This is a genomic window from uncultured Microbulbifer sp., from assembly GCF_947504145.1.
Classification (GTDB): domain Bacteria; phylum Pseudomonadota; class Gammaproteobacteria; order Pseudomonadales; family Cellvibrionaceae; genus Microbulbifer.
This window is the reverse complement of the sequence record NZ_CANNGQ010000001.1, coordinates 427,352-444,246: the sequence shown is the minus strand read 5'-3', so window position 1 is coordinate 444,246 and position 16,895 is coordinate 427,352. Positions and strand designations below refer to the sequence as shown.

Below are 16,895 nucleotides of genomic sequence, written 5' to 3'. Positions count from 1 at the left end.
TTCGCAGGCTCGGCTTTGCCCTCGGCCGATTTTTCAGAGGCGCTTTTGACCGGCGTCCGCCCGCCAGAGGGGGCGGGGGATTTACGCAGCTTGCGACGCTGGCGTTGCAGGGTCTCTTTCTCGGCCGGTGTCAGTGGGCGCTGGCCCAGCTTCGGCAACCCAGCGGTGATACACAGGTCGTCGATCTCTTTGGGCTCCATTTCCACCCACTGACCAACACGCACATGGGACGGAATAAACACGCTGCCGTAGCGCACACGTTTGAGGCGGCTAACGCGCACCCCCTGAGATTCCCACAGACGACGCACTTCACGGTTGCGCCCTTCCATCACCACACAATAGAACCAGCGGTTGGTACCTTCACCACCACTCTCAACAATATCGGTAAAGCGCGCCTGCCCGTCGTCCAGCAACACGCCCTTGGTCAGGCGCTCTTTCACGTCATCATCCACGTGCCCCTGGATTCGCACCAGGTATTCGCGATCGATGACGGAAGATGGGTGCATCAACTTATTGGCCAGCTCGCCGCTATTGGTAAACAACAACAGACCACTGGTATTGAAATCCAGCCGCCCGACGGAAATCCAGCGCCCGCTTTTCAGGCGCGGCAGACGGTCGTACACCGTGGGGCGCCCTTCCGGGTCGTGGCGGGAACAGATCTCACCAATGGGTTTGTTGTAGAGGATTACCCGCAGACGGTTTTCTTCGCCGCCAGGCAGGCGCTTGCCATCAAACTGGACCTGATCATCTTCGGTAACCCGCTCGCCGAGGCCCGCCACTTCACCATTGACGGTAACACGGCCCGCCTCGATGGCGCGTTCCATTTCCCGGCGCGAACCGAGGCCCGCACGGGCCAGGACTTTTTGCAGTTTTTCGCCCGCTGGCGCTGCGTCATTACTCATGAATTGAGGTTTTCCGGGGATTTGTTTTCATCATCATTGACGGCTTCCTGCTCGGGCGATTCCTCGGACTCCGGCACTTCATCAAATTCATTGGGCAAGGATTCGTCGTCTACGGAGCTCTCCGCAGTCGTTTCGTCCAGGTTCGTTTCATCCTGGCTCAGATCCGACACGTCAGAGGTAGCTTCGTCGAGATGCTCAGCCTCCAAATTCACGTCGATTTCCGGGCTTTCCGCTTCTTCAGCGTAGTCTTCCGCTACCGCCTGCTGATCGTTTTCTTCTCCGGCGTCCGCCTGATCGCCAGAAACTGCCTCATCGGCGGCCTCTGTGTGCGTTTCTTCCTGCACGTCGCCAGAGGTAGTTTCAGTATCGGCCTCAACCGCTTCCGGCGCTTCGTTGTCGGTATCCGGGGTTACATCGTTGGGCTCGGCAGGGGCGCCACCTTCACCCAGGTCGAGTGCCGCATTGAGGCTTTCGATATCGCGAATCTCTGCCAGGGTCGGCAGGTCTTCCAGGCTCTTGAGGTTGAAGTAATCCAGAAACTCTCTGGTAGTGGCATAGAGCGAGGGCTTGCCCGGTACATCGCGCTGCCCCACGACCTTGATCCAGCCCCGCTCAGACAGGCTTCTCACAATATGCGAGCTCACCGCCACACCGCGGATTTCCTCGATATCACCGCGAGTAATCGGCTGGCGATAGGCGATAATGGCGAGCGTCTCCAGAGTCGCGCGGGAGTACTTCTGGGGCTTTTCTTCCCACAGCTTGTTGACCCAGGGCGCCAGATCCTCCGGCACCTGATAGCGCCAGCCGCTGGCCACCTGCTTGAGCTCGAAACCGCGCTCGGCACAGCTTTCCGCGATTTCCTCCAGCGCTTCGCGCAGTGCGGACTTCTCGGGTCGCTCGCCCTCCTCGATCAGAGAGAGCAGACGGTCTTCTGACAGCGGTTGTGCCGCTGCCAGCAGTGCGCCTTCCACAATCCGGCGCAGTAGTTCCGGGGCAATAGTCATCTGATTGCGTTCACTTGCTATCTATCGGCTGAACAGCGACGGCGCTGTTTCAACTTCGGGTTCTTGTTCGCTTTCGGCCGCAGTTTCGTCACTGGGTGCGTCACCGGGGTCCGGTTCAGCATCGGATACGACGGTATTCGGCTCTCTATCCAGGGTGCTATCCACGGTACTATCCACGATGCTATCCAAGGCATCACCCAAGGCTCCGACCGGCTGTTCGTTCGGCTCGTCCAGCAGCTCCGAATTACTTTCTCCGAACACATCGCTGTCATTGTCAGGTTGTGGCTCTGCCCGCTCGTCGTCGCGGTCCAGATCATCGGACGGTTGCTCGACCTCACCGCGGGCGCGCACGTGAATCTGGCCAAAAGCTTCGTTCTGTACCAGCTCCACCAGAGATTCTTTCACCAGCTCCATCACCGCCAGGAAGGTAACCACCACGCCCAGGCGCCCCTCCTCCGCACGGAACAGGCTCACGAAGGGCACAAACTGGCGGTGTCGGATTTTGTCCAGCACCTGGGTCATCCGCTCGCGGGTGGAGAGTTTTTCTTTCTCTACCTGGTGGCTCTCGAACATGTCGGCACGGCGCAATACGTCTGCCAGCGCGACGAGCACCTCTTTCAGGTCCACCTCCGGCTCGGGGCGGGTGAGCTTACGGTCTGGGCCGGCGGCGCTGGCCTGGTGAATATCGCGGCCCATACGGGGCAGCTCGTCTACATCTTCTGCGGCAGTTTTAAAGCGTTCGTATTCCTGCAGGCGGCGGATCAGGGCCGCGCGGGGATCTTCACCCTCCTCTTCTTCCGCTTCCGGTGGGCGCGGCAGCAGCATGCGCGATTTGATCTCCGCCAGCATGGCGGCCATCACCAGATATTCCGCGGCCAGCTCGAAGCGGATCGCAGTCATCATGTCCACGTAGGTCATGTACTGGCGGGTGATGTCGGCCACGTTGATCTCGAGAATGTCGAGATTCTGGCGGCGGATCAGGTACAGCAGCAGATCGAGGGGGCCTTCAAACGCCTCGAGAATGACTTCCAGTGCATCCGGTGGGATATACAAGTCGCTGGGCAGATCGGTAAACGCCTTGCCTTCCACCATGGCGAAAGGCATCTCACTCTGGCGGGGGCCCGCGTTGTGGGCCTGCTCGACGGAGGGCGCCCCTGAGTCGAGGCCCTCTTGGACGCTATCGGGCGATGCCTCGCCAGCGGTCTCTTCAACCGCCTTGTGTACCGCTGCGGCAGCGGCCTCCACGGGATCTACAGGGGCTTCGCCCACGACCTCGTCATCCCCGCGGGTTTCACCGGCGGCGACCGCGATCGCTTCTTCTAATTCTTCACTGGACACACTGCAGTCCTTCGGCAAAACCAAACGGGCGATTATACATCAGTGTCAGCTGAGAATTTCATCAATCGCACCGCAGCCCTGACGCACCAGTACTGCTTCGTCCCCAGTCAGATCGACCACGGTGGTAGCTTCGAGACCGCAGAATCCACCATCAATTACCAGCTCTACCTGATGCTCCAGGGTATCGCGGATATCGTAGGGGTCAGTGAGTGGCTGTTCATCGCCGGGCATGATCAGGCTACAGCTCATCAGGGGCTCGCCCAGAGCGGCAATCAGGCCCTGCACAATGGGGTTATCGGGCACCCGCAGGCCAATGGTCTTGCGCTTGGGATGCAGCAGGCGGCGCGGCACCTCGGAGGTCGCCGGCATGATAAAGGTATAGGGGCCGGGCGTGTGATTTTTCAGCAGGCGGAACATCTGGTTGTCCACCTTGGCGAACCGCGCCAGCTCGGACAGGTCCCGACACATCAGAGTGAAATTGTGATTTTTATCCAGCTGACGGATCGCGCGAATACGCTCCACCGCGAGCTTGTCTCCCAGTCGGCAGCCGATGGCGTACGCGGAATCGGTGGGAAACACGATCACACCGCCGGCAGAGATGATATCTGACGCCTGACCGATCAGACGGGACTGAGGATTTTCCGGGTGAATCTGGAAGAACTGCGCCACTAACTACCCCCTGAAGACAAAAGAAGCGACCTGCTGTTATGGGCCTCTGTTATTGGGCCTGAATGCTGCCAGTTTGCCACAGATTCCACACCGGCTCGACGCCTGCCGGCAAGCGCACACAGCCCAGCGCCCGCCAGGGCTGGTCCGGCTGGTGGAAATCGCTGCCCACAGAGGCGAGCAGCGGCCGGGATTGGCGCTCATCACTACTCAGACTGGCGACGCGCTCTACCAGAGCGAGGATCTCACGGGTCTGCACCGGGTTTTGCTGACCACACACCACTTCTACTGCATCGCCGCCAGCGCGCTGGAAATCGGTCAGCAGCGCCTGTAATCGGGTCCGGGTCAGGCCGTATTTCAGAGGGTGAGCCAGGACGGAAGCGCCACCGCTGGCGCGGACGCTGGCGAGTGTATCCGCAAGCTCCGGCCAGGGCACCGACACATCGCCTATCTTGCCGGCGCCGAGGTAGCGCTTGAAGGCCTTGGCGGTATCCGGCACATATCCCTGATCCACCATCCAGCGCGCAAAGTGTGGCCGGCCAATCACGCCGCCATCTGCCAGTGCCCGGGCACCGTCAAAGGCACCCGCAAAGCCGCGCTTTTCAAGACGCTCGGCAATCTGTGCCGCCCTGCTGCGGCGCAATGCATCCCGCTCGCTGATCGCGCCTTTCAGTGCGATGGCATCACAGTCGACATTCAGCCCCACAATGTGGACGACACGTCGCCCCCAGCGCGCGGTCAGCTCGATACCCGGCAGGAGCGTCATCTCCAGGCGGCCAGCCTCTTGCCGGGCCTCGTCAATTCCCGCCACGGTGTCGTGGTCGGTGAGGGCCAAAAGTGTCACACCAGCGGATTTCGCCCTCGACACCAGCGCTGCAGGGCTTAAAATACCGTCAGATGCGGTACTGTGGCAGTGCAGGTCGACCCGACCGGATAGCGCCTCCTCAGTCAGCCTGAGGAGCGCAGTGGATTGTTGTTCAGGGGCGATAAAGGCCATACTCAAACTTCATAATTGGGTTCCTGGTTGCCGGATTAGTGGCGCGGCTAAAACCGTGTTCTGAGAAATACGCACTGGCGAGAACAGGCCTTCGGCCTCCCCCATGCGCAGGTATGCGGATGGAACTTTTACACTGCCCTGTCGTCTCAATACTTTGCGGCGTCAGGAAGACTAGCCCAGAGCGCGCCAGACCGGTTTCAGGGATAAGGCCCCGCGTAGGGGATCCAATTTCGCCACTGACAGCTGTACCGTCAGCCAGCGGGCATTATCACCGGAACAGACCATGACCGATAGTAATCAACGCAATTCCAGCCAGCTGATCGACACCAGTGATCCGATGGCGCCCAATAACGAAACGCTGGATAACCCCCAGGGCAGCGCTTCCGAGAAAGCCCCAAAGAAAGAGAGCTTTCTGGGCAACCTCCTAATCAACATTGTCATTCCCACGCTGATTCTCACCAAGCTGTCCGGTGATGACTGGCTAGGCACCAAGTTGGCTATTGTGGTGGCACTGGCATTCCCGCTGGCCTACGGGCTGCGCGACTTGCTGAGCTCCGGCAAAGTCAATTTCTTTTCCGCCCTCGGCATCATCAGCATTCTGCTAACTGGCAGCATCAGCCTGCTCGAGCTGGATGCGGAATATATGGCCATTAAAGAAGCGGCCATTCCCGGCCTGCTCGGGATTGCCACCATGGCCTCCCTGTATACCCGCTGGCCACTGGTAAAGACTCTCATCTACAACGACCGGCTCCTCGATACGGCGAAGGTTGCCCGAGCACTGCAGCACCAGGGTAATACCGCCGCGTTTGACCGCACTCTGCTGCACACCTCCTGGATGATCGCCGGCTCGTTCTTCCTTTCATCCGCACTCAATTACATTCTGGCGAAAATCATGCTGGTAAGCCCACCGGGCACCGAGGCGTTCAATGCCGAGCTCGGGAAGATGACCGCCATGAGCTACCCGGTTATTTTTGTACCGGCCACCATCATTCTGATGTTTGCCCTGTTTTTCCTGTTTCGCCGGATCGGCAAACTGACCGGGCTGAAACTGGAAGAAATCATGATCGAGCAGTAGTGAGCCGGCAGCGTGCTCCGCACACAAAAAAACGATCGAATTAATAAAAACGGAACTCAGGAAACAGAATTTAATTATGTGGTACGCCATCATCAGTCAGGACGTGGAAAACAGTCTGCCACTGCGCAAATCTGCTCGCCCGCAGCACATCGCTCGCCTCAACGATCTCAAAGATCAGGGGCGGTTGCTGATCGCAGGCCCACACCCAGCGATTGACAGCGAAGATCCGGGCGAAGCCGGTTTTACCGGCAGCCTCGTAGTGGCTGAGTTTCCATCTCTCGATGATGCCAAAGCCTGGGCAGACGCCGACCCGTATATGGAAGCTGGCGTCTACTCGGCGGTCACCGTCAAACCGTACAAACTGGTGCTGCCCTGATTTACGAACTGGCAGTCACCACGATGTCCAAACGCACGAAAACTATTTTCCAGTACACGATTTATCCCAGACCATGAAAAAGCTATTCAACACCCTCGCCGCCTCCCTGATTGCGCTCGCCGCAAGTCACAGCCAGGCCATCAGCTCCGAGCGCTATATTACCGATGAGCTGCATGTCCCCATGCGCTCAGGCCAGGGTAACGAATTCCGCATCCTGCACCGCGGCCTTCCCAGCGGCACCAAACTGACCCTGCTGCAAGACTCCCCGGACACCGGCTGGGCTCAGGTCCGCACGCCCGGTGGCGAAGAGGGCTGGATACGCCGTCAGTATCTTGAAGCAGAGCCAGTAGCCAAGCTGAAACTGGCGCAGGCAGAAGCCCGCCTGGAACACATCGAAAGCCTGCAGGGCAACCTGGGCGGTGAAGTCCGTCGCCTGGAGGAAACCAACAGCAAACTGACTACCGCACTGAAAGCGGAACAGGCGCGCGCCGAAACCCTGGCAAAAGAACTGAAAGAGCTGAAGTCTCTATCCGCTGAAGCGGTAGCGCTAAACCAGCGCCATCAGAAGCTGCTCAATCAACACGAACTACTGAAACAGAAGCAGTCCATGAATCAGGCCGAGATTCAGCGCCTGTCTGGCAGCGAAACCCAGAAGTGGTATATGTACGGTGCCATTTCCGTACTGATGGGCGCAATCCTGGCCATGGTCGCGCCACACTTCAGGCCGCGCAAACGCAACTCCGAGTGGGCAAATTAATCAATACCTTCCCCACGACACTGAGCAGCGGTTAGAATTTCGAAACCGGCTCATAAGGCCCGGTCACTGACCGGGCCTTTTTGTTTTGCAGAAACATAACCAGAGACTACCGTATGAAGCACACCGCCAAGCTCAGTACCCTGATTGCCGCCACCCTGTTGTGTTTTTCAAGCCTTACCCTGGCCATTACCAACAATCCTCGGGTGGAACTGGAAACAGATCTGGGCACCATCGAGCTGGTACTCTACGCAGACAAAGCGCCGGAAACCGTAGAAAACTTTCTCGCCTATGTGGACAGCGGCTTTTACAACGGCACGATCTTTCACCGGGTAATCCCGGGCTTTATGGCCCAGGGCGGCGGCTTCACTTTCGACTTTCAGGAAAAGCCCACCCGCGATCCGGTGGTCAATGAGTCGGACAATGGCCTCTCCAACGAGCGCGGCACCATTGCCATGGCCCGCACCAGTGACCCGAACAGCGCCACCGCCCAGTTCTTCATCAACCTGGTGGACAACAGCCGCCTGGACGGCAGCGCCAACAAGCCCGGGTACACGGTATTCGGCAAAGTGTTACTGGGCATGAACGTGGCACAGCGCATTGCCGCGGAGCCCCGCGGCCAGCACAAAGCGTTCACTGATGCACCCAATACACCGGTCCGCATACTGAAGGCTCAACGCAAAGACCGCGACGCCAGTTCCGAAAGCAGCCCCGACACCGATGCCCAAACCCCGTCCGCAACCGGAGAGAACGGCCAGTGATTGCACTCAGCGTCAACCTCAACAAAATCGCCCTGATCCGCAATTCCCGCGAAGGCAATTTTCCCGATGTGGTCGCGCACGCCCGTACCTGTCTGGATGCAGGCGCCGATGGCATTACCGTGCACCCGCGTCCGGATCAGCGACATATTCGCCCCCACGATGTGCGTGACCTCTCCTCTCTGTGTGCCACACGGCAGATTGAATTCAACGTGGAAGGCAACCCCTTTGCCGGTGCAATGGGCAGCTACCCCGGGCTTCTACCACTGGTACTGGAAACCCGGCCGCAACAATGCACCCTGGTACCCGACAGCAACGACCAGCTGACCTCCGACCACGGCTTTGACCTGAATAAAGATGGTGCACGCCTGGAACCCATCATCCAGCAACTGCGCGATGCGGGTATCCGTGTGAGCCTGTTTATGGATCCGGACAAAACCCAGATCAGCCTCGCCAGGGAAATAGGCGCCGACCGCATTGAGCTGTACACCGGACCGTACGCAGAGGCCGTTGCACGCCAGAGCAAAGACCTGGAGCCTATTTTCACCGCCCACTGCGCCGCTGCGGAACACGCGCTGCACCTGGGGCTCGGCATCAATGCCGGGCACGATCTCAACCTGATCAACCTGCCCCGCTATCGCACCCTGCCGGGGCTGCAGGAAGTGTCTATCGGCCATGCGCTGACGGTTGATGCAATCAACATGGGGCTCGCCAACGCCGTGGCCGCCTACGCCAACTGCCTGGCGGGCAAATAGTTGCACACACCGAAGTTGCGCACCCTCAACATCATCGGCGCGGGCAACCTCGGCCGCACCCTTGCACGCTTGTGGTCTGAGCGCGGCGTCTTCCGCGTTGGCAATATCTGTAATCGCACCCTAGCCAGCGCCACGGATGCCACAGCCTTCATCGGCGCCGGTGCCCCGGTCGCCGATATTCAATCGATGGCGCCGGCAGATTTCTGGTTGATCGCCGTGGCCGATGACCATATCGAAGCGGTTGCCGCAGAGCTCGCCATTCGACTGCAAAGCGCAAACGCCGAAGCACAATCCACCGGCGCTACCCCCGTGGTTTTTCACTGCAGCGGCGCCTTGTCGTCCAGCGCACTAACTGCCTGCGCGCCGGCAAAAATTGCCAGCGCCCACCCGGTGCACAGCTTCGCCGACCCAGAGCGCTCCGTGAACAGCCTGGCCGGCACCTTCGTCGCCCTCGAGGGCGATGCACTTGCCAGGGAATACCTCGAGGGCATGTTTGCCCAACTGGACTGCACCAGTATTACCCTGAGCCCCGAGCAAAAGGTGCTCTATCACACCGGCTCGGTGATAGCGTGCAATTACCTGACCGTATTGATGGATCTCAGCCTGCAAACCTTTGCCGCTGCAGGTATCGACGAAAATACCGCACGCAAGCTGCTCGAGCCGATCGTGCTGCAGACTGCAAAAAACAACTTTGCTCTGGGCCCGGAAAACGCCCTCACCGGCCCGCTGGCACGCGGCGATCTTCAGACCGTGACTCGACAGCTTGGTGCGCTCACCGAAGTGGCAAAAACACAACCACAAGCTGCGCCACCGCCGCTCGCCGACATCTACCGGCTGCTGGGTAAAGCCGCACTGCCGATGGCCACCAGAGCCGGCCTGGATTCCGCCGTGGCGCACAATTTCCAAACCCTTTTCGACAACCCACCCCAAGTCAACCCATCCCAGGCCAAACTGTAAAATCGTGAACGACTCCCCCGAATACCTGAAAAAACGCGCCTTCTTCGATAGCCTGTTGACCATTTACGGGCGTAAACCCGTGCTGGAAGCACTGGAAGACGACAGTCTGCCGGTGCACAAACTGCATCTGGCGGACAGCAACCGTAAGGATCAGCTTATCTCGCGTATCGAACAGCTGGCCGCTGAGCGCAAGATCGAAATTGCCCACTGGGACCGGAAGGGGCTGTCGCGAATCTCAAAAAATGCGCGCCAGGATCAGGGTGTGGCACTGGATCTTGCACTTCCCCGCTACGGCACAGCGGAAACGTTTCTGGACGAACACCGCGGCACCCATTTCGAGCTGCTGGCACTCGACGGCATCACCAATCCCCAGAACCTGGGCATGATCATCCGCTCCGCCTGCGCCGGGGGAATCGATGGCATTATCCTGCCGCGCAAGGGCTGCGCACAGATCGATCCACTGGTGATCAAGGCCAGTGTCGGCACCCTGTTCAAAACCCGCATCCTGCGTTGCGAGCAACTGGCACCGATTCTTGAAAAGTTCGCGGATATCGGTGCCCGGGTGTGCGCCCTTTCCTCCCACGCGGATGACACCCTGCGCACCATCGACTCGGCACAGCCAAACATATTCGTACTGGGCAACGAAACCCATGGGGTCGGGCCCGCAGTGGAGAAAGCCTGCACCCACCGCCTGCGTATCCCCATGCAAAACAACGTCGAGAGCCTGAATGTTGCCATTACTGCAGCGCTGATCAGCTTCCGGCATCAGCATTGATCCTCAGGAATCAAAACACTCCGTCAAATATCTCCCGCCCCGCTATCTGATCAATTCGCGCGCGTTTTCCGACGCGCCGATGCCATATAAATAAATCCCCGCCAAAAGTTTGTATTTGGTACGCCCCAGCACTGGAAAAGTCGCCAAGATCAACTAATAAGTAACGGGTATAAACCAGATTACTCGATCCGGTCATAAAGTAAGCGCGCTGTCCAAACAACCAATTCGAAAGCCAGTAGCCCTCGCGCTTGTCCAAACCGATTTCGGACACTTTGAATAATCAACAAAACCCAAGGAAGCCATTTATGCACTCAACACACGTGCCCATGAAAAAAATTGCGGGGATTGCACTGGTCGCGGCGCTGACCGCCACCACACAGGCAGTAGCCCAGGAAGACAAGTACATCGACATCATGCCCTTCCTCACCCGCGTGGATGAAGAACGCAATACCGAGCGCCAGGCTGCCGGTCTGCGCGCCGCCTACGGCTGGCAAACCAGTGGCAACTGGTTCACCGAAGTCCACCTGTTTGGCACCCAGCTGGATGAAAATGACAGCAACTTTGCCCCTCCCCCACCCCCGTTTTCCGATGAACTTTACCCCAGTGGCGATAACGACCTCTCCGGGCTGGGCATGGATGCGGTCTACCACTTCAATGGCCGACAGGGCTATTCACCATTCCTGCTGGGCGGCGTCGGGGTAACCCACAACAACACCAAATACGACTACGGCTATCAGGACACCAATGCCTTCGTAAACCTGGGTGCGGGTATCACCAGTGGAGCCATCAGCCGCAGCGGCCTGAAGATACGTGCGGAAGTGCGGTACATGCGGGACTTCTTTGCGGGTGATATGAACGACTGGCAGTTTGGTTTTGGCCTCAGCATTCCGCTCAGCTGCCCTCCGGTAGCCACCCCCGTTGCCGCACCACCGCCCCCGGAACCCAAACCGGAAATTGTCAATCTGGACAGCGATGGCGACGGTGTTCTCGACCGCAACGACCGCTGCCCCAACACCTTGCCCGGTGCCCAAGTGGACGAGTTTGGCTGTGTGGTGGCCGAGCAGACCATCACTCTGGAAAACATCCAGTTTGAACTCAACTCCGCCAAACTGACGGCGAGAGCAGAGGCCTCACTGAATAAGGTAGTCCGGTCTCTGCGCGACCAGTCCAACACCCAGGTGGAAGTAGCCGGACACACCGACAGTCAGGGTGACGATGGCTACAACCTGCGCCTTTCCGGCCAGCGCGCCGAGTCCGTACGCCGCTATCTGATCCAGAATGGCATCAGCGCTTCCCGCATCAGCGCAAAAGGCTACGGGGAAACCCAACCGGTGGCGAGCAACGCAACCAAAGCCGGCCGCGCCCAGAATCGTCGGGTAGAGCTGACATTCCGCTGATCTGGTATGACAACCGCGAGGCGGGTTGAGCGCGACGCAGCGGAGCGCCAACTCGCCAATGCACTATTGAGCGCTCACGAGTAGCACAAAAGCCGGCAATCGCTGGCTTTTTTATTCACAATCCACAGAATCTGTGGATATGTCTGTGAACAACAGTCTGGAAAACGCCGCCAGCCCGCATTACGCCGTTGTAACCACTTTGTGAAGAAAATTTAACCAAATGGAAAATCCATTAAAAATCAATAAGTTGTAATCGACTTCAAAACACACTTGACAAATTTGCGACGTAACTGAAGCCCCCGAAATGTTCACCGGACGCTGTGGAAAGGTTTTCGCACTAGCCCGAATGGGCTACTGAATTTACCGCCGGATGTAGAACAAGTAACGGGGATTGGTAATTTGCACAGGAGCAACGCGCGGATTGATCGAAGGGTAAGCGGAGCAACCAATTTTGGCGCACCGGCCGCCTCCGCAGGTCCGCAATTTACGGTTGAGAGGGAAAAGCGGAATTAAAAGCAAAGTTGGCCTGACCAACCCCTCAGCCCAGATCGCCGCGCTGAAAGGCCGCCAGCGGGTGGGTGGTGATGATCGCAAGCTGCACGCGATCACCGGGGCCCGCCTGCACCTCGTGGCTGGTGCGCACCCGCACCTGGGAGCCGCTGCCGACCGTCACCGCATACAGGCGAGAGCAACCTTCATAGCGGACCCAGTCAACCACACCATTGCCGCTCGCAGAGGGCGCCAGCGAAAGGTCATCCGGGCGCATCAGGAGATCCACCGCCCCCCGCGCACCCTCGATAGGAATACCGGGGGCCACCCCGAGTTCGGTTTCCACCTGCGCTTGCTGCAGTTGCCCTGGCAGAAAACTCGCCTCACCCAGAAACCGCGCCACAAACCGGCTCGCCGGTTCAGAAAAACAGCGCTCGGGGGTATCCAGCTGCTCCAGCTCCCCGCCATTGAGCACCCCAACCCGGTCGCCAATAGATAGCGCTTCTTCCTGGTCGTGGGTCACCCAGATTGCGGGGATACCCGCCGTCTTTAGCGCCTCGCGAATTTCCCAGCGCAAGCTGTCTTTGAGCGCTGCATCGAGGTTGGAAAGCGGCTCATCAAGCAGCACGAATGCGGGCTCGTGTGCCAGCGTTCGCGCCAACGCCACCCGCTGCTTCTGCCCACCGGATAAGCTCGCCGGTTTCACCTGACGAAAGCTCTCCAATCCGAGCAGATTCAGCCAGTGGTCCGCCAACGCGGTATCGGTGAGCCGGAAGCAGACGTTCTGCTGTACTGTCAAATGCGGAAACAGCGCGAAGTCCTGGAACACCATGCCCACATTGCGCTTCTCCGGCGGTACCGACTTATTCGGGGTAGACCGCCAGGGCCCCAGCTGTATCTCCCCTTCGGAAACCGGAATCAAACCGGCCAGCGCCTGTAGAATGGTGGTTTTCCCACAGCCTGTGGGTCCCACCAGCATCAGGACTTCGTCGTCTCCGAGGGCGAGATTCAGATTCTTTACTACTCGGGTAGAACCGTAATTGACCGACAGGTTGCTCACTTTCAGCATGGCTGCGCTTATTTCCCAGTAACATCAAATTCGGCGCGACGCTCGCCGGACAACATCAATGCCAACCCCAGCGCAGACATCAATACCAGAAGCAGGCCAGGAATGGCCGCGCGGCCAAAATAACCCGCCTCATACACTCGCCACAAGTAAGTGGCCAGAGTTTCAAAACCGGTAGGCCCGAGCATCAGCGTCGCCGGCAGCTCCCGCATGGCCTCCAGAAAAACCAACGCGGCACCAGCCACCATACCGCGAACCGTGAGCGGCAGCGTGATGCGCTGAAAAGCTTCGCGCGGACTTGCCCCCAAAAGGCGTGCCGCTTTTACCAGGCTGGGATCCAGACCTTCGGCGGTGGAGCGTACAGAACCAACGGCCAGTGGCAGAAACCGTAAAACATAAGCCAGCACCAGCAGGCCCAGGGTCTGATACAGGAAGGGTAACTGCAGCCCAACGTACACCAGCGCGGTACCCATGACGATGCCTGGCACACCGAAGCCGAAATAGGTCAAACGCTCCATAAAGCGCCCGGCACGGCCGGCAATCGCCGCGTGTGCAACCGGGATAGCCAGTACCACTGCCACCAGGGCAGCGAGAAAGGAGGCGTGAGCAGAATTCCACGCGTAGGTAAAATCAAATCCCCCGGTACCCTCGCGCACCAACCAGATCCCGAATACCAGTAGCGGCAGCACAATGGCGAGCAGAATCACCGGCGCAAACACCAGTACCATCAACCATTTTTGCCCGCGCGAGGGCCACAGAGTCAAGTGGCGGCCTGGCCGCTCCGCGCTGCCGCGCACGCGGGATTCCAGAAACAGCACCAGCCCCACAATAACCAATAATTGCAACGACAACATCGCCGCCTGGCTCAAGCCGAATGCGTTGTACTCGACGAAAATCACCCGGGTAAAGGTGTCCAGGCGCATGATCGCCGGCGTGCCGAAATCAGACAGCGTGTACAGCGCAACCAGCAAAGCGCCCGCGGCAATACCGGTAACGACACGCGGCAACACCACTCTCCACAGACTCGCACCGATCGTCATACCGAGGGTCCGCGCAGCGTTTACCAGGCTTGCGTCCAGACTCAGCAGAGACGCGCGTGTAGTGAGCATCACGAAGGGATAGGAATAAAGTGTCATTACCAGTGTCGCACCGGCGAGGCCATTCACTGCGGGCATTGGCCAACCGAGCAGCTGCTGGATTTCTCCACCGCGACCAAAGGCCGCATACAGCGTGAATGCACCGATATAACTGGGAATTGCCAGAGGCGCGGCCAGCACAATCAACCACAATCTGCGCCAGGGTAATTGTACGTAGGCGGTTATCAAAGCCAGCGGCACTCCGATCGCGACGGATCCGAGTACCGTAAACAACATCAGTAACAGGGTATTAGTGAGAACCCGAAGGTTGTGCGCATCGAACAGCTCCGCACTGTCAGACGCGAGCCCCACGAGTACGCCCACGGGCACGAATGCCAGTAGCGCAATCACCAGCGCCAGCGGATAAGACGCTGGCCATCGCACCCCTTGCGGCAGGCTCATAGAACCCCGACACGGCGCATCAGGTTCAGAGTGGGACGAAGATCCGCCAGTTGCGTAAGGTCAACTTTCGGCGGCGAGATAGTACTGAGGGAAGGCAGTCCCTGCGGTGGTTTGACGCCGTCCACCAGCGGGATTTCGTAGGCTTCGCTGGCGAGGTAGGACTGCACTTCTCTGGTCAGCAGGTAGCGGATGAAATTGATCGGCAGGTCGCCTTCAGACAGCGCCAGAATCCCCGATGCATTCACCAGGCAACCGGCGTCATTTTTGGTAAACGCGAGATCAACTTTTGCATCCGGCTTTCCGCTTTTCAGGCGCAGGGTGTAATAGTGGTTGGCAAAGCCCAGATCCACTTCTCCGCGCTCTACCGCCATCACCACACCCAGTTCACCCGCGTAGTTAGTAGCGCGCTCATTGACCCCGCGCAACCAGTCTGCCGTGGCTTTTTCGCCTTCCAGCAGGCGCATGGCGGTAACAAAGGACTGGAAAGATGCATAGGCCGGCGCCCAGCCTATGGAAAAGTCGCTATCGGCGAGCGCCATAACGCTGTCCGGAATCTGCTCCGCAGTCAGCCGGTCGGTATTGTATGGCAGGGTGCGAACACGCCCGGTCACCGGCGCCCACTCAGGGTACTGGAAGCCGGGCTTCAACTGGTTGGTGAGATCTGCCGGCAGCGGTCGCGCCAAGCCCGCGTCACTCACCAGGCCGATCGCCCCGGAATCCACCGCCCAGAAAACATCTGCACGGCGCACACCAGCCTTGGCCTCGGCCACGATACTGTTGGCCAGTGCCGCAGTAGCACCGCGGCGAATCTGCAGGTTCAGCTTTGGATTGCGCTTGCGAATGGCCTCAAGGACATTTTCATACAAGCCACCCTCACCTCTTCCGAGGTACAGAGTGATGTCGCCTTCCAGCTTCGGCAACTGATCCACGGAAACAGCGCCGGCTTGCGCCGCCAGGCTGCGCTGGATGGACATTGGCAAGCAGCTGATCGCACCAACTGCAGCCAGGTTGTGTAAAAAATCTCTGCGCTGCACTGACTGTCCTTACTGTGACATGTTCAAAGCGGTTTTACCGAATGATCAGAAAACATCCTTGCGGTTTTTCTCCGCTTCAACGAGAAGCGACTTGGCTTTATCCAGCTTCACCTGCATGGACTCCACCACCTTGCGCACTTCGTCCACACTGGTTTTTCCGTCCAGCGCCTGCGGCAAAGTTACGTTGAAATCTTTTTCCAGGTCTTCTACCAGAGCGGCATCCTGCTCGATCAGCGCACCTTCCACTCCTTCAAAACGATGCAGGTAAGTGTCATGCACGATGGAGGTGGCGGCTTCCGGCAGTTTCTCAGCGTATTTTGCCACAACGCGATCCAGGCGGTGTTTGATATCGTCCAGGGTTGCCGGCATGGTGGTAGGCTCGGCTTCCGTGGTCTGGACCTTTGCCAGCAGGCCTTTTTCCTGGAACTGAGCGGCAAGCTTCACTGCGCCCAACGCCTGCCAGAAAGCGCTGTTCAGTTTATCCTGCTCGGCGCGCACTTCGGCCACTGGCTTACCCGCTTCAATCGCCTGTTTCACACCGTAAATACCCTGCCAGATGTTGGCGTACACCGGTACGTAATTGGTTTCAATGGCGGAGTGGAAGTCCACCTCTTCCCAGAAGTCGATCAACTGCTGAGTATCGGTGCCTTTCTTGCCTTTTGTTTCGTAAGTGTTCACCACACCATCGTATTTGCCGACCAGCCAATTCACTTCTTCGGAGTACTGACCCAGGTGCGCTTTCAGATCGTTGACGTGGTCACCGATGGCGCCATTGGCAGATACCTGGCCCGCAGTCACAAGTGCGAACAGGCCGAAGATCAGGCCCAGCGCGTGATTCTTCCGAAGTTGGTTTTGAGGTTGCATAGTCACTCCTAGTGTTCGAATCCCGCAAATGATACTCATTATCAAAATCGAGATAAAGCGCTATCGGCTTCCCCCCTGGTCCTGCAAACGGGCAAGGGCTGGATAACCGGTCACTTCCGTCGGAAGATGGTGTTACGACTGATGGTGGGA

General features: G+C 58.7%; 15 protein-coding genes and 2 pseudogenes. 8 read left to right on the top strand and 9 right to left on the bottom strand.

The features are described 5' to 3' along the window. Positions 1–77: 77 nt before the first annotated feature. The 5 genes and pseudogenes from rluB to Q1A74_RS02000 all read right to left on the bottom strand — a co-directional run. A pseudogene (rluB, locus tag Q1A74_RS02020) lies at positions 78–902 on the bottom strand (23S rRNA pseudouridine(2605) synthase RluB); the annotation flags it as partial. Then, the gene (gene scpB, locus Q1A74_RS02015; protein WP_299591912.1) at positions 899–1,906 is read right to left on the bottom strand and encodes an SMC-Scp complex subunit ScpB; all 1,008 of its coding nucleotides are present in this window, start codon (positions 1,904–1,906) and stop codon (positions 899–901) included. The pseudogene rluB and the gene scpB, both read right to left, overlap by 4 nt. A 333-nt stretch (positions 1,907–2,239) precedes the next feature. After that, a pseudogene (locus tag Q1A74_RS02010) lies at positions 2,240–3,175 on the bottom strand (ScpA family protein); the annotation flags it as partial. 114 nt (positions 3,176–3,289) lie between these two features. After that, positions 3,290–3,913 (bottom strand): L-threonylcarbamoyladenylate synthase, encoded by a 624-nt coding sequence (locus Q1A74_RS02005; RefSeq protein WP_299591911.1) that lies wholly within the window; start codon positions 3,911–3,913, stop codon positions 3,290–3,292. A 49-nt stretch (positions 3,914–3,962) separates the two neighbouring features. Then, positions 3,963–4,907, bottom strand: a complete 945-nt coding sequence (locus tag Q1A74_RS02000; protein WP_299591909.1) for a PHP domain-containing protein — start codon at positions 4,905–4,907, stop codon at positions 3,963–3,965. Between the two features lie 337 nt (positions 4,908–5,244). Between Q1A74_RS02000 and Q1A74_RS01995 the strand changes: the two genes are divergently transcribed. The 8 genes from Q1A74_RS01995 (at position 5,245) to Q1A74_RS01960 (ending at position 11,754) form a co-directional block, all read left to right on the top strand. After that, entirely contained in the window at positions 5,245–5,982 is a 738-nt protein-coding gene (locus tag Q1A74_RS01995) for a VC0807 family protein (RefSeq protein WP_299593812.1), read from the top strand. A 76-nt stretch (positions 5,983–6,058) separates the two neighbouring features. Beyond that, positions 6,059–6,358 carry a YciI family protein gene (locus Q1A74_RS01990; protein ID WP_299591908.1) on the top strand — a complete coding sequence of 100 codons (300 nt, stop codon included), beginning with the start codon at positions 6,059–6,061 and terminating at the stop codon, positions 6,356–6,358. Positions 6,359–6,431: 73 nt separating this feature from the next. Continuing rightward, a complete protein-coding gene (locus Q1A74_RS01985; protein ID WP_299591906.1) occupies positions 6,432–7,115 on the top strand; it encodes a TIGR04211 family SH3 domain-containing protein in 684 nt (227 codons plus the stop codon). Positions 7,116–7,228: 113 nt separating this feature from the next. After that, positions 7,229–7,873 (top strand): peptidylprolyl isomerase, encoded by a 645-nt coding sequence (locus tag Q1A74_RS01980; protein WP_299591905.1) that lies wholly within the window; start codon positions 7,229–7,231, stop codon positions 7,871–7,873. Next, complete coding sequence (locus tag Q1A74_RS01975; RefSeq protein ID WP_299591904.1) at positions 7,870–8,625, top strand: pyridoxine 5'-phosphate synthase; 756 nt, start codon at positions 7,870–7,872, stop codon at positions 8,623–8,625. Before Q1A74_RS01980 ends, Q1A74_RS01975 begins: the two co-directional genes overlap by 4 nt. Beyond that, a complete protein-coding gene (locus tag Q1A74_RS01970) occupies positions 8,626–9,582 on the top strand; it encodes a Rossmann-like and DUF2520 domain-containing protein (protein ID WP_299591902.1) in 957 nt (318 codons plus the stop codon). A 4-nt stretch (positions 9,583–9,586) separates the two neighbouring features. After that, positions 9,587–10,357 carry an RNA methyltransferase gene (locus Q1A74_RS01965; protein WP_299591900.1) on the top strand — a complete coding sequence of 257 codons (771 nt, stop codon included), beginning with the start codon at positions 9,587–9,589 and terminating at the stop codon, positions 10,355–10,357. A 305-nt stretch (positions 10,358–10,662) separates the two neighbouring features. After that, positions 10,663–11,754, top strand: a complete 1,092-nt coding sequence (locus Q1A74_RS01960) for an OmpA family protein (protein ID WP_299591898.1) — start codon at positions 10,663–10,665, stop codon at positions 11,752–11,754. 538 nt (positions 11,755–12,292) lie between these two features. Here Q1A74_RS01960 and Q1A74_RS01955 read toward each other — a convergent pair. Genes Q1A74_RS01955 through Q1A74_RS01940 form a run of 4 tightly spaced genes read right to left on the bottom strand, consistent with a single transcriptional unit; the run spans position 12,293 to position 16,745 of the window. Then, complete coding sequence (locus Q1A74_RS01955; RefSeq protein WP_299591897.1) at positions 12,293–13,312, bottom strand: ABC transporter ATP-binding protein; 1,020 nt, start codon at positions 13,310–13,312, stop codon at positions 12,293–12,295. A gap of 8 nt (positions 13,313–13,320) precedes the next feature. Then, positions 13,321–14,847 (bottom strand): iron ABC transporter permease, encoded by a 1,527-nt coding sequence (locus Q1A74_RS01950; protein WP_299591895.1) that lies wholly within the window; start codon positions 14,845–14,847, stop codon positions 13,321–13,323. Beyond that, a complete protein-coding gene (locus tag Q1A74_RS01945; RefSeq protein ID WP_299591893.1) occupies positions 14,844–15,881 on the bottom strand; it encodes an extracellular solute-binding protein in 1,038 nt (345 codons plus the stop codon). The genes Q1A74_RS01950 and Q1A74_RS01945 overlap by 4 nt, the downstream gene beginning before the upstream one ends. A 45-nt stretch (positions 15,882–15,926) precedes the next feature. Then, the gene (locus tag Q1A74_RS01940) at positions 15,927–16,745 is read right to left on the bottom strand and encodes a hypothetical protein (RefSeq protein ID WP_299591891.1); all 819 of its coding nucleotides are present in this window, start codon (positions 16,743–16,745) and stop codon (positions 15,927–15,929) included. Positions 16,746–16,895: the final 150 nt, after the last annotated feature.

Bases quoted from the DNA above. Each gene is read 5' to 3' on its own strand.
- Q1A74_RS01985 (WP_299591906.1), top strand. From the start codon at position 6,432: ATGAAAAAGCTATTCAACACCCTCGCCGCCTCCCTGATTGCGCTCGCC.
- scpB (WP_299591912.1), bottom strand. From the start codon at position 1,906: ATGACTATTGCCCCGGAACTACTGCGCCGGATTGTGGAAGGCGCACTG.
- Q1A74_RS01955 (WP_299591897.1), bottom strand. From the start codon at position 13,312: ATGCTGAAAGTGAGCAACCTGTCGGTCAATTACGGTTCTACCCGAGTA.
- Q1A74_RS01950 (WP_299591895.1), bottom strand. From the start codon at position 14,847: ATGAGCCTGCCGCAAGGGGTGCGATGGCCAGCGTCTTATCCGCTGGCG.
- Q1A74_RS01995 (WP_299593812.1), top strand. From the start codon at position 5,245: ATGGCGCCCAATAACGAAACGCTGGATAACCCCCAGGGCAGCGCTTCC.
- Q1A74_RS02000 (WP_299591909.1), bottom strand. From the start codon at position 4,907: ATGGCCTTTATCGCCCCTGAACAACAATCCACTGCGCTCCTCAGGCTG.
- Q1A74_RS01960 (WP_299591898.1), top strand. From the start codon at position 10,663: ATGCACTCAACACACGTGCCCATGAAAAAAATTGCGGGGATTGCACTG.
- Q1A74_RS01940 (WP_299591891.1), bottom strand. From the start codon at position 16,745: ATGCAACCTCAAAACCAACTTCGGAAGAATCACGCGCTGGGCCTGATC.
- Q1A74_RS01990 (WP_299591908.1), top strand. From the start codon at position 6,059: ATGTGGTACGCCATCATCAGTCAGGACGTGGAAAACAGTCTGCCACTG.
- Q1A74_RS01980 (WP_299591905.1), top strand. From the start codon at position 7,229: ATGAAGCACACCGCCAAGCTCAGTACCCTGATTGCCGCCACCCTGTTG.